Source organism: Microvirga sp. GCM10011540 (assembly GCF_042650665.1).
GTDB lineage: Bacteria > Pseudomonadota > Alphaproteobacteria > Rhizobiales > Beijerinckiaceae > Microvirga > Microvirga lenta.
This window is the reverse complement of the sequence record NZ_JBHSBQ010000144.1, coordinates 98657-110673: the sequence shown is the minus strand read 5'-3', so window position 1 is coordinate 110673 and position 12017 is coordinate 98657. Positions and strand designations below refer to the sequence as shown.

Genomic DNA, 12017 nt, shown 5'->3' with positions numbered 1-12017 from the left:
TGCGGATGGATTGGAGCGGAGGCGGCGATGGTCGAGGTGGAGAATCTCTGGCGGAACCTCTGGCCCGAGCTGCTTCGCTGGGGCGAGCAGCTCACCGAGATGCTCCGCACCCTGGATCCGGTGCTCCTGGCGATCCTGGCGGCGCCGGCGATCCTGGCGCTCCTGTTCCGCAGCTTCACCGCCTTTCTTCTCACGCTCGTTCTGGCCGCCATCGCACTCTTCAGCTTCCAGGTCGGGACGGACCCGCTCTTCCGCTGGGCGCTCACGGCGCTCACGGTCCTGGCGGGGCTTCTGGCGGTGGTGTTGGCCGCCATGCTGCGCCGGAGGCGACGGCAGGTGCATCGCATGGATCTGCGTCTGGGCGAGCTCCGCCGCGAACTCGACGATCTGCGCGAAAAATACGACGGCGAGATCTATTGGCGCCGGGCCACCGAGCGGGTGGCGGCGGGCGAAACCGGCTGAGGCTGCCGGGGCAGGGGATACTCCGTTTCCGGGCGATTGGCAGCGCGGCCGTCTGCGGCTAGGTTGCGCCGCAAATCAAACCAGGAACGAGAGTGAGCCGCAGAGCCATGACCGACACGCCCCCCGACCGCCTGTCCGTGAATCCCAGCAGCCCCTACTACGACGAGGCCCTCCTCTCGCGCGGCATCGGCATCCGCTTCAACGGGGCCGAAAAGACCAATGTGGACGAGTACTGCGTCAGCGAAGGCTGGATCCGGGTCACCGCCGGCAATGCCAAGGATCGCGCGGGCAATCCCATGACGATCAAGCTCAAGGGCAAGGTCGAGCCCTATTTCCGCGACGCGTAGGCGACGCCGGATTCAGGACAGCGCGCGCAGATCCGCCCTCAGGGCATCGGGCTCGGCCTGCGTGATCAGCTGCGCCGTCTGCTCCTGGGCCTTCTCCCAGAGCGGCATGGCCGCCGCCAGCAGCGAGCGGCCTTCGGGCGTCAGGCTCAGGAGCCGGCTGCGCTTGTCGGCCGGATCGACGCCCACCGTCACGAGGCCCCGCCGCTCCAGCGGCTTCAGGTTGGCGGTCAGGGTGGTGCGGTCCATGGCCAGCAGGGACGAGACCTGGCTCATGGTCGGCGGCGCCGGCCGGTTGAGCGACATCAGCAGCGAGAACTGGAAATTCGTCAGCCCCAGGGGCCGCAGCGCCACGTCGTAGCGACGGGCGACGGCCCGGGCCGCACGCTGCACGTGCAGGCACAGGCAGGTATCGCGCACCCTGAGGGTGAGATCGAAGGGAAGCTCGTCACGGCTTGACATGGTTTTTATTATGTTGATATCAACGTATTTGTCAAGACCGAGTGCTCGGACTCACCGGGCCGCCAGATGTCCAGGCTGGGAAGCGATCACACCCATCGCCACACCGTCGGCACGGCCGACCATTCTCGAAGAGGGAGAAGACCATGGATACCGCTGCCTACAAAGTCAGGTCCGAGGACCAGGTTCGCGATCTGCTGCATTCCTGGCTCAAGGCGGTCCGAGCCAAGGACGTGGATGCGATCGCATCCCACTATGCGCCGGACATCGTGGCCTTCGACGCCATCGCGCAGCTGCAGTTCAAGGGAGTCGACGCCTACAGCCAGCACTGGAAGGCGTGCATGGACATGTGCGAGGGCGCCATGACCTTCGAGATTCACGACCTCGCCATTGCGGCGGGCGAGGACGTGGCCTTCGGCCACTATCTCAGCCGCTGCGGTGGAGCGGATGCGAACGGCGAAGAGAAGTTCTGCTGGATGCGCGTGAGCGTCGGCTGCCGAAAGAAGGCCGACCAGTGGACGATCGTGCACGAACACTTCTCGGCCCCCTTCGACATGGAAACCGGCAAGGTGTTGTTCGGACTCGAACCGTAAAGGAAGATTCGTTGTCCCGAGCGGGCGCGGCGGGAAGCTCCTGTCGCGCCCGGTTTCGTTCTGCCGGACCGGGAAGTGAAGGCGGGGGAGGCGGACCCTTCCGGCCTCAGAACGCAGGCGGTTTGCCGGAGGCGAGGGCGAGCTTGTCGCCGCGACGCTCGTAGATGACCGTCGTGGCCACCTTGATTCCGTCGGCGAACTTGCCGCCGTAATCGATCAGCAGGCGACCGCCCGGATCCACGCGCCAGGCGGCGTTGATGTCCGTGCAGGGTTCGCCCTTTTCCTTCGCCTCGCAGTTGCTCAGGCGCAGCGGAATGCCGTCCCTGGGGCCGAGCCTGACGGCGCGTCTGTCCCGGAAGATGAAGGCCTGCAGGGAGCTCGACGTCTCGCCCTGGAACGTGCCGCCGCCCTCGATGACGATGCCGTTGTCGGGACCGAGCCGCGTGGGGGTGACGATGCCGGGATCGCCGAAGGTTCCGCTTTCGGCGAACTCGTCATGGCGCCCTTCGACGGTCAGGTCGTCCTTGCTCTTGCGCAGGAAGACGGCGCTCAGCTCGCCGGCGCAGCCATGACAGGCCTCTCCGGGAATCCGGCCCAGGGTGAGCAGCACCACCGAATCGCCGTAGAGAATGGCCTGGTAGGGAAAGAGGCACGGCGCCGCCCCGTGCTGGCGAACGCTGCGACGGCTCTCCGCGATCTTCGGATAGGCGGTCTTGACCGCGTCGCGCAGGAGCGGGTCCGCCGCCATCATCTTCGCCGAGCCCGGGCACAGGAGCTGCGGCTTGCCGTTTCCCTGGGCCTGAGCCGCCGCGCCCGTCAGGAGCCCCGCGGCGATCAGGAGGAGAAGCGGCCTCGTCCTCCTCCGGTGCCCAACCCCGTCTGTCATGTGTCCCGCACCCAATTACGTTGGGGAAGATGCTACAGGTCCCGCGGTGGCGTGAGAAGTGCGGACGTGAGGGTGTAGGCACCGGGTCCCGACCGGCGCCGGGCGACTGCCGGGGCGAGACAACTCCCGATGGCCGTATTTCCCGGATGCATTTTTCCTCATCTTGTGAAGTAGCCCGGATGTCTCGGCGGCCAGAGGCGGGATACCCAATATAGAGGTCATGACCTTTGGGCAGCGGTGCCAATATTGACCTGCGGGCATGCCGCGACGGAGCCCCAGCACGGTCAGCGAGATGGGATCAAGCCACAGTTATCACGTACAGGGTCGCCGGCGGTCCAGGACCATCCCGTCGACCGGGCTGCGCACGGTCGTCGTTCATGATCTCGAAGCTTTGCGGCCGCATTTCGACTCGTGGCGGCGATTGGCCCTGGAGGCGCCGCAGAAGCTGGCGACGCTGCTGCCGGCTTGGGTCGATGCCGGTTTCCGCCATGGTCCGGAGCCCGGCGAATACTGGTTCTGCTGCTTCGTCTATCTGGCCGAAAGGCTCGTCGGCGTGGTGCCGGTGATTGCCGGGCCGCACTCGGTGCTGGGCCGGAGCCGGCCCGTCCTGCGCACCTGCGACAGGCATGTCACCATGGACAGGATCCTGCTGGCGCCGGACCAGGCGGGACCCGCGTTGCGGGCGCTGCTGGAAGCCGTCGACAGGGAGGTGCCGAGCCATCTCGGCATCGATCTCATGGCGGTGCGCAGCAACTCGCCCCTGTGGGCGGCCCTGGAGGAGGGGCTTGAAGGCTACGTGGTGCGTCGCGGTGCGCGCTACATGAACTCCTTTCTCGACGTGAGCGGCGATTTCGACAGCTTTCTGACGACCGCCGGAAAGATGCGCACCAACCTCAAGCGCTATCGAAGGAAGCTCGATGGAATGGGGCATGTCTCGGTCGAGATCAGGAAAGGGGACGAGGCCGATGTCGGGTTCCTGGACGAGTTCCTGGCCCTCGAGGCATCGGGCTGGAAAGGGCGCCTCGGCACGGCAATCCTCAACAACGAGAACTCCCTCGCATACCACACCACCCTGGTGAGGAACTTCGCTGCCGAGGGAGGTCTGGAATGGTACGGTATCCGGGTGGACGATCACCTCGTGGCGGCCCGGTTGGGCATCCGCTGCGGGAGCGCCCTCATGCTCCCGAAGGTGGCGTTCGACGAGAACTTCGCCATGTGCAGGCCCGGCACTCTCGTCACGGCGGAGGCGCTGAAGGACGCCTTCTCCCGTCCCGAGATCGACGAGATCAATCACATGAGCTTCGCGGAGGCGCACCGCTACTGGCACATGCCGCAGGACGCCTACACCAACGTGCATCTCGTGCGCGCGAACGCGCTGCCGGTTCTGTTCCAGCTGTCGCGCGTGGTGTCGCGCTCGATCTACCGCGATTACGTGCGGCCGAACATTCCGGAAGCCCTGAAGGAAGCCCATCGCCGGTTCCGGCGCCGGGGAGACCGCAAGCCCCAACGGGCGGCGGAGAGCCGCCCCGCTCCGGACAGAGAGAAGGACGGCGGGATTCCATGATCGCGCCGATCCCCGAGAGAAGGCCGCTCCTCGGCCGCCCGCCGCGGCGGCGCCTGCGCTCGAGCGGCGTCAGCCCGCCGGGAAGGGCGGCTGTCTGGATCGACCGCCTGCGCGGACACGCGTTCCTGCGCGGCGTCGCCGTGGTGGTGGGCGGCACCGCGGCGGCTCAACTCATCACGCTGGCCTTCTCGCCGCTCATCACGCGCCTCTACGGGCCGGAGATCTTCGGCGTGCAGGGCATCTTCCTGGCGGCGGTCGGCCTCGTGCTGCCCTTCGCCAATCTGGCCTACGGCGCATCCATCGTGTTGCCCGCGACCGACAACGAGGCGCGGGCGCTCTTCCGGCTCTCGGTGCTGATCAGCCTCGCGGTGACGGCGCTCTCGACATTGGTGTTCGGCATCTTCCACCGCGACATCGCGGAGGCGATCGGGTTCACCGCACCCTCGCAATTGCTGTGGCTCGCGCCGGTGACGATCCTCGTCATAGCCGTCGCGCAGCCGTTCCACCATTGGCTGGCGCGCAAGAAGCAGTTCGGCGCCCTTTCGCGCATCTCCGTCGCGGAGGCGACCATCGTCGGCGGCGCGAAGACGGCGGTCGGCTTCGTGGCGGCGACGGCGCCCGTGCTGCTCGCGTCGGTGGCGCTCGCGGGCCTGCTCAAGCTGGCGCTGCTCTGGACCAGCGCCCGCGACACGCTCGTGCCGGGAAAACGCGCCGATCAGGATCCACCGGTGCCGCTGAGGGACGTGGCCTATCGCTACCGCGACTTCCCGCTCTTTCGCGCGCCGCACGACTGGCTCAACGGCCTTTCGCACAATATCCCGTCGCTCATGCTGGCGGCCCTGGTGGGACCGGTGGCGGCGGGGTTCTACGTCCTGTCCTACCGGGTGGTGTCGCTCCCCATCACGGTCATCTCGGCGGCGGTGGGCACGGTGTTCCTGCCGCGCATCGCGGAGGCGAGCCACCGGTCGGAAAGGTTGCGTCCGCTGCTCCTGAAGGGCACCGCCGCGCTGGCGGCGGTCGGCCTTCTTCCCTTCGGGATCATGATCGCCTTCGCGCCCTGGCTCTTCAGCCTCGTCTTCGGCGTGGAATGGACCGCCGCGGGGGATTACGCCCGCTGGCTGTCCTTGTGGTTCTACATCGTCTTCATCGGCTCGCCCGCCTATCAGGCCATCCCGATCCTCGGGCTTCAGGGGCATCTTCTCGCCTATGAGATCGTGGTGCTGGCCCTGCGCACCTCCGCGCTCGCCGTCGGCGCCTTCGTGTACCAGGACGGCACGGTCGCGGTGGCGCTGTTCGCCGTGGTCGGCATGCTCGTCAACATCAGCCAGATCGGCTGGTGCATCTTCAGCTGCGACCGGCGCCTGCGCAGCGGGATCTGACCCAAAAAGAAGGCCCGGAGCGGATGGCTCCGGGCCCGCGGTGCCGCGTCAGCCGTCAGGCCGCCTTCACGCCGCTGAGGAAGTGCTCGACCTCGCGGCTGAGTTCCTCCGAGTGGCGCGCCAGTTCCTGCGCCGCTCCCAGAACCTGGGATGCGGCGGCCCCGGTCTCGCCCGCGCCATGCTGCACGTCGGTGATGCTGCCGGTGACGAACTCTGTGCCCTGCGCGGCCTCCTGCACGTTGCGGGAGATTTCGGCCGTTGCGGCTCCCTGCTCCTCCATCGCGGCCGCGAGGCTGGTGGAGATCTGCGACATTTCCGAGATGGTTTGCGCGATCTCCTGGATGGCGCCCACCACCTCCTGGGTCGCCTGCTGGACGCTGGCGATCTGGCTGCCGATCTCCTCGGTGGCCTTGGAGGTCTGGTTGGCGAGTTCCTTGACCTCGCTCGCCACCACGGCGAAGCCCTTGCCGGCTTCGCCCGCGCGCGCCGCCTCGATGGTGGCGTTGAGCGCCAGCAGGTTGGTCTGGCCCGCAATGGTGTTGATGAGCGCGATCACGTTGCCGATCTTCTCGGCGATGCCGGACAGCTGCTGGACCGTCACGTTCGTCCGCTTCGTTCCCTCCACGGCGCGCTCGGCGATGTGCGAGGACCGGAGGATCTGACCGGCGATGTCGCGGATCGAGATCGAGAGCTCTTCCGTCGCGGCCGCCACCGTCTGCACGTTGGCCGAGGTCTGCCGCGCGGAGGAGGCCACGCCCATGGACTGGCTGCTGGTCTGATTGGCGATTGCGGTCATCGACCGGGCGGTCGCCTCCATTTCGGTCGAGGCGCCCGACAGGCTTTGCGTCAGGACAGAAATGTTGGCCTCGAAGCGCTTGGTGAGCCGGTCGAGGGTCTCGGCGCGACGCATCTTGGCGTCGGCTTCGAGCGCGGCGGCTTCGTCGGCCGCCTTCTTCGCAATCAACGCTTCCTTGAACACCTGAACCGCGCGGGCCATCGCGCCGATCTCGTCGCGGCGGCCCGTGCCGTCCACGGCGACGGCGAGCTGGCCCTCGGTGAGGCGCTGCATCGCCTCCGTGATGCGCAGCAGGGGCTTCGCGATCGCGTTGCCCAGGCCGACGGCCAGCGAGGGGACGAGAACGAGCACGATGGCGATGGCCGACCACATCAGAAGCGAGGTGCGGGCTTCTGTGGCCTCGGCATCGGCGCGGGCGGCTTTATAGACCTCTTCCGCCGCCTTCTTGACCTCATCCATCGTCGGCTCGAATTCGGCATAGGCGGACGAGACGGACTTCATCTCCTCCGCCAACTTGAGCTGGGTCTCCATGTAGGCCGCGAAGTCCCGCTGATAGGCCGCCATGGCGGCAGCCACGTCGCTGCGGGTGGCGGGCGCGAGGGTGGATGTCGAAAGCGCCTTCGCGAATTCGTCCGCCCGCTTCTTCATCTCCTCACCGTATTTCGCGTCCAAGCGGAGCATGAAATCCTTCTCGTGCCGCCGCATCATCAGCATCAGGATCATCAGCCGCGGCTCGTCGAACTCGGCCAGCTTCTTCTCGACGGCTCGCACGGACCCGCGCAGGCTGCCTTGCAGGCCGCTCTCCTCGTTCAGCCCCAGCTTCTGCCGCAGCGCGACAGTGTTCCTGAACCGCTCCGCATAGGCTCCGATCCCCTTCTCGATCTGCGTGACCTTCGCCAGGAGGTCGCCGCCGGCGGACGATCCCGTGAGTTCATGAGCCTCCTTCAGGTCGCCTTGGGCCTCCTCGACGATCTCCGCATGGCGGGCCGCGTATTTTTCGTCGGCGCGCAGGAAGAAGTCCTTCTCGGCGCGGCGTGCGTTGAGCAGGTCCGCGTCGATCTCGACGACCAGAAGCTCCAGCTTCGTTGCGGCGGCGGCCGCCCTTCGCTGCTGCTCGGCCGTGCCGGATCCTATGACGTAGACGAGGGCAAGTGCCAGAATGCCGACGACGCCGACGAGGCAGGTCGTGAGGATCTGAAACCGGAGAGATATGCGGGACAACATGGCGGCCACGGCCGACCCCCTTGGAATGAGGCTGTTCACCGACGGAATGTGCAACGGCGGATGCATCGCGTGATGCATAGCGTAACGTTAGATTGGAAAGCTTAAAGAATTCATTCCGGTGCGCGCAGAATATTCCATGATGTGTCGGTTTCGTCTTCTATGGTTTCAAAGTGAAGAGATGCAGGGTCATGATTCTGCAAGTCGTCATCTGCGAAGCGCAAGGAAACGCTTCGTACTTCGAGGCAGTCGTCTCTGTGGATGCTGGGCGTTGTTTCTATCAAAAGAGGTAGCCCCTCAACCATTTGTTGCGGAGCGCCGTATCCGAAAGATTGAGGTCCCGCGCTGGCAAATCATGTCATCGTGATTGTGCATCGACGGTGTGCAGGCAACCAAGCATTGCGTGGTCTCGGTTTGCTTCCGCCGTATCGAGATTGCGAATAATTCTATGCCTGCCGGGCAGGCGCAAAGTGTTGCGAGTCGAGGGGCAGTCCCACCAACCGCTTTTTCAGGAAGTGCCCGATGGCGAGACGAGGTCTGTATTTCCACACCCTGACCCAGGAAGGGACCAGGGAGCTGCACTGGCTTCCGCACTGGAGCTCGAAACCCATTTCCCTGAACATCGATCTGGGCGAATTCGTCCCCGGTCCGCGGCCCCTCGCCGTGTTCAACGGCGACCTCTATTACACGGCGACGACGCCGGAATACGGAACGGAGCTCTACCGGCTGCCCGCGGGCAGCAAGACGCCGATCCTGATCGACATCAACAAGGGGCCCGGCGGTCCGGGGCCGGAACAGTTCGGCTCGCTTCCCATCAACCTCATCGAGTTCGACGGCCACCTCTATTTCACCGCGTTCACGGACGACCTCGGCACGCGGCTCTACCGGCTCGCTCCGGGCAGCAACACGCCCGAACGGATCGAGACCGCGGACGGGGCGGAACTGAGCATCACGCGGCTGCAGGTGTTCGGCGACACGCTCTATTTCGGCGCGCAGACCGAGGAGCGCGGCATCGAATTCTATCGTCTCGAAGCGGGCAGCAGCACGCCCACCGTGATCGACCTGACGCCCGGTCCCGGCGATTCCCTGCAGGGCACCACGACCATGACGGAGCTCGACGGCGCGTTCTACTTCCCCGCGCGCAGAGACGGCCTGGAGGTGGAGCTGATGCGCTTCACGCCGGGCTGCGACACGGGAACGATCATCGACGTGAATCCCGGTCCCGCAAGCTCGTTTCCGGACAAGATCACCGCGTTCAAAGATGCCGTCTACTTCGCCGCGGGAACGGAGGAGGCGGGGCGGGAGCTCTATCGGCTGGCCGACGACAGCACCACGCCGACGCGGATCGACATCAATCCCGGCGCTGCGGATTCGAATCCGGACGCCTTCACCGGGTACAGGGGCCACCTCTACTTCACGGCCACGACGGAAGAGCATGGGCGCGAGCTCTACCGGCTTGCTCCGGGCAGCAAGAAACCCGTTCTCATCGATATCAATCGCGGCGCGGAAAGCTCGAACCCGTTCGGCTTCACCGAGTTCAGGGGGCAGCTCTATTTCAGCGCCTACACGGAGGAGCATGGGCGCGAGCTGTACAAGCTGGGGCCGGGGCGCTGCAAGCCGAAGCTGATCGACATCAACAGGGGTGAGGAGAGCTCGAACCCGCACGACTTCACCGTCAGCGGCAGGAAGCTCTACTTCACCGCCACCACCGAGGAGCATGGCGCCGAATTCTACCGGCTCCATGGGGGCAGCAACAAACCGCTCCTCGTCGATATCGAGCCCGGAAGCTTCGGCTCCGACCCGATGGGCTACTACGTGGTCTGAGGCGCAGGCGGAACGCCACGACAGGCGATGACGGGCCGTGTCGGAGTTCCGCGCGGCTCGCGCCGTCTGGCGCTTGCGGATCGCAGGCCTGATGGAGGTGCGCAACGCGCCGCGCGAACTGTCTTCCCCCGGAGTTCGAACTCGCCGGAAGCGCCGCGTTGCTCTCCTCCCACGATCTCGGGCCTCGCCGGAAGCGCCGACCGGCTCTCCTCCCCCTTGTGGGGAGGAGTTGGAGGTGGGGGTGTGAGCGATAGCCTATGAAGGTCTGGTGCCGGCACCCCCACCCTGGCCCTCCCCACAAGGGGGAGGGAACAAGGTCGCGCCAGACAGCGCCACATCGACGAAGGCCGCAACCGCTCCCACCCTCATCCTGAGAAGCCGCGACAGCGTCGTCTCGAAGGAGGCTCCAGTGCACTCCGGGGACGCCTTCGTTATTGAGACGCTTCGAGACGGTCATCGTGCAACCTCCCCGGTACGAGGACTCGGGTGAATGTGGATGAACATCGATCGCCTGACGTCCGCACCTCGCCCGGTGAGTGAGGTGGGGGCGGTCGGCTCTGTCATGCGCGCGCCGTGCGTGCTATCCGCCTTCCCGCCATCATTCATCCTCCCGGTCCGAGACTTCCATGACCCTGAACCGCTCCATCGTCGTGCGCGACGCCGAAGCCGGCGACGTGCCGGTGATCCTCGACCTGATCAAGGAACTTGCGGCATTCGAGAACCTCTCCGATGCCATTCGCATCGACGAGGCGCGGCTGCGCGAGCACGGCTTCGGTCCCGCGCCGCGCTTCAGGGTTCTGCTCGCCGAGGATGCGGAGGGCGTAGTCGGTTATTTGAGCTACTGATCCGCTATTCGATCTGGGGCGGCGGCGAGTTCATCAATCTCGACGACCTCTACGTGCGCGAACGCGCCCGCGGGCTTGGCGCCGGCCGCGCGCTGATGCGGCGAATGGCGGAGATCGCCGCCGCACAGGAGATGACCGTGCGCTGGGAGCTTCTGGTCGACAACATGCCGGCGAAAAGGTTCTACACCATGCTCGGAGCGACGATCTCCGAGAAGCTCATCGCCCGCTGGTCCGTGGATGCGGCGCGGGCGATGTGCAACTCGTTCCCGCGCGACTGAGACCAGGCGGTCTGCGAAGCGGCCTTGCCGGATAAGAGACAGAGAAGCATGGAAAGGACGGCGCACATCACAGGCCGATGTGCGGCACATTCGCAAAAAAAACTATATAACGTTTGCAAGTTGTTCGTTTTCGAGGGTGCCCGCTATCCACCGCTCGTCGGGATGCGCTCCGAGGCGATATTGCGAGCGACGTCATCCCCGGTGTGAACACGTGCGAAGGAGGCATCCACCTTTGGGCCGTGCATGATTTTCGGCTGCCATGTCTGCGCCACATCCCGCGCCTAACAAAGGCGATCCGAAGGACATAGCCGTGAGACTTCCATGCGAATTGGCGATCTCTCCCGTGCCCAAGCTCCCAGCGGTCGCAAGGGCGATCTTTCGTTGTGGGCCCTCTTCCTCCTTCTGGTGACCAGCGTGCTCCTCGCCGGCTGGCTGGCCGTGCCGCCGCCCGGACCGGAAGGGAAGGCGCCGGAGAGGGTCGCGGCGGCCACCCCGCCCAGGGTGGTCGAGACAGTGTCGGTATCCGCGCCGCAGCCGGCTGCTCCGGTGCGTGTGGCGGCCGTAACGACGGACGGCGCCTATGGCGGTCCTGTTCCGACGGCGCCGACGGCGGTCGAGACCGAACCCGCCGACGTTCCGGAGATCACGGGCAGCAACCCCGTCGCACCTCCCGAGCCTCCCGTCGCAGCGGCGCCTCCGCAACCTGCCCAGCCCGCGCCCGTTCTGGCCAGCGCCATGCCGGCCGCCATTCCCGAGCCCGAACCCGCGGACGGACTCAAGGACCTCAACGCCGCCTCCCTCGAAGAACTCAATTCCCTGCGCGGCGGCGGCCGGATCGGCAAGGCCATCGTGCGCGGTCGTCCCTATGCCTCGGTCGAGGATCTCGTGAAGAAGCGCGTGCTGAACCGTTCGGTCTATGCCCGCATCAAGGATCAGGTCACGGTGCGCTGAGGCGCTGGGGCGAGTCTGCTGGTGCTTCCCGTGCCTTCCTGAGCCTCCTTCGAGACGCCGCTTCGCGGCTCCTCAGGATGAGGGTGGAGTTTGGTTACGACCGTCGTGGATGTGGCGGTGTTCAGCGCAACCTCATTCCCTCCCCCTTGTGGGGAGGGCCAGGGTGGGGGTGTGAGCGATAGCCTATGAGGGTCCGGCGCCCACACCCCCACCTCCACCTCCTCCCCACCGCAAGTCGGGTGTTCCCGACTTGCGCAAGAGGATGCGGATCTCGGGCAAGCCCGAGGTCCGTGGGGAGGAGAGCAACGCGGCGCTTCCAGCGTGAGTCTTCGAGCCGGGCGAGGTCCGTGGGGAGGAGAGCAGGGTGGCGCTTCCGGCGAAGTCGGGCAGGCCTGGGATTCGTACCGAGACGAAT

Annotated in this window: 12 protein-coding genes; 9 read left to right on the top strand and 3 right to left on the bottom strand. The window is 66.1% G+C overall.

Translation table 11 applies throughout. From position 1 onward, the window contains the following. Positions 1-27: 27 nt before the first annotated feature. Together ACFOYU_RS25725 and ACFOYU_RS25720 are read left to right on the top strand one after the other, a co-directional pair. Positions 28-462, top strand: a complete 435-nt coding sequence (locus ACFOYU_RS25725; protein ID WP_226739660.1) for a hypothetical protein — start codon at positions 28-30, stop codon at positions 460-462. A 107-nt stretch (positions 463-569) separates the two neighbouring features. After that, positions 570-809: a DUF3297 family protein gene (locus ACFOYU_RS25720; RefSeq protein ID WP_226739658.1), complete on the top strand. Its 240-nt coding sequence runs from the start codon at positions 570-572 to the stop codon at positions 807-809. A 12-nt stretch (positions 810-821) separates the two neighbouring features. Here ACFOYU_RS25720 and ACFOYU_RS25715 read toward each other — a convergent pair whose 3' ends face one another. Next, positions 822-1268 carry a MarR family winged helix-turn-helix transcriptional regulator gene (locus ACFOYU_RS25715; protein ID WP_226739656.1) on the bottom strand — a complete coding sequence of 149 codons (447 nt, stop codon included), beginning with the start codon at positions 1266-1268 and terminating at the stop codon, positions 822-824. Between the two features lie 143 nt (positions 1269-1411). On the opposite strand from ACFOYU_RS25715, the gene ACFOYU_RS25710 reads away from it, so the two are divergent. Then, the gene (locus ACFOYU_RS25710; RefSeq protein WP_377035730.1) at positions 1412-1858 is read left to right on the top strand and encodes a YybH family protein; all 447 of its coding nucleotides are present in this window, start codon (positions 1412-1414) and stop codon (positions 1856-1858) included. A gap of 106 nt (positions 1859-1964) precedes the next feature. Here ACFOYU_RS25710 and ACFOYU_RS25705 read toward each other — a convergent pair whose 3' ends face one another. Beyond that, entirely contained in the window at positions 1965-2744 is a 780-nt protein-coding gene (locus ACFOYU_RS25705; RefSeq protein WP_377035729.1) for a hypothetical protein, read from the bottom strand. A gap of 292 nt (positions 2745-3036) precedes the next feature. On the opposite strand from ACFOYU_RS25705, the gene ACFOYU_RS25700 reads away from it, so the two are divergent. Both ACFOYU_RS25700 and ACFOYU_RS25695 read left to right on the top strand, forming a co-directional pair. After that, the gene (locus tag ACFOYU_RS25700) at positions 3037-4308 is read left to right on the top strand and encodes a GNAT family N-acetyltransferase (protein ID WP_377035728.1); all 1272 of its coding nucleotides are present in this window, start codon (positions 3037-3039) and stop codon (positions 4306-4308) included. Further along, on the top strand, positions 4305-5687 hold the full coding sequence (locus ACFOYU_RS25695) for a lipopolysaccharide biosynthesis protein (RefSeq protein ID WP_377035727.1): 1383 nt from the start codon (positions 4305-4307) through the stop codon (positions 5685-5687). Before ACFOYU_RS25700 ends, ACFOYU_RS25695 begins: the two co-directional genes overlap by 4 nt. Positions 5688-5742: 55 nt before the next feature. Here ACFOYU_RS25695 and ACFOYU_RS25690 read toward each other — a convergent pair whose 3' ends face one another. After that, on the bottom strand, positions 5743-7707 hold the full coding sequence (locus ACFOYU_RS25690) for a methyl-accepting chemotaxis protein (protein WP_377035765.1): 1965 nt from the start codon (positions 7705-7707) through the stop codon (positions 5743-5745). A gap of 519 nt (positions 7708-8226) precedes the next feature. Here ACFOYU_RS25690 and ACFOYU_RS25685 point away from each other — a divergent pair. From ACFOYU_RS25685 to ACFOYU_RS25670, 4 genes are all read left to right on the top strand, one after another. After that, positions 8227-9528 (top strand): hypothetical protein, encoded by a 1302-nt coding sequence (locus ACFOYU_RS25685; protein WP_377035726.1) that lies wholly within the window; start codon positions 8227-8229, stop codon positions 9526-9528. Positions 9529-10154: 626 nt separating this feature from the next. Next, entirely contained in the window at positions 10155-10373 is a 219-nt protein-coding gene (locus ACFOYU_RS25680; RefSeq protein WP_377035768.1) for a GNAT family N-acetyltransferase, read from the top strand. Continuing rightward, complete coding sequence (locus tag ACFOYU_RS25675; RefSeq protein ID WP_377035764.1) at positions 10370-10651, top strand: GNAT family N-acetyltransferase; 282 nt, start codon at positions 10370-10372, stop codon at positions 10649-10651. The genes ACFOYU_RS25680 and ACFOYU_RS25675 overlap by 4 nt, the downstream gene beginning before the upstream one ends. A 321-nt stretch (positions 10652-10972) precedes the next feature. Continuing rightward, positions 10973-11602, top strand: a complete 630-nt coding sequence (locus ACFOYU_RS25670) for a helix-hairpin-helix domain-containing protein (protein ID WP_377035725.1) — start codon at positions 10973-10975, stop codon at positions 11600-11602. Positions 11603-12017: the final 415 nt, after the last annotated feature.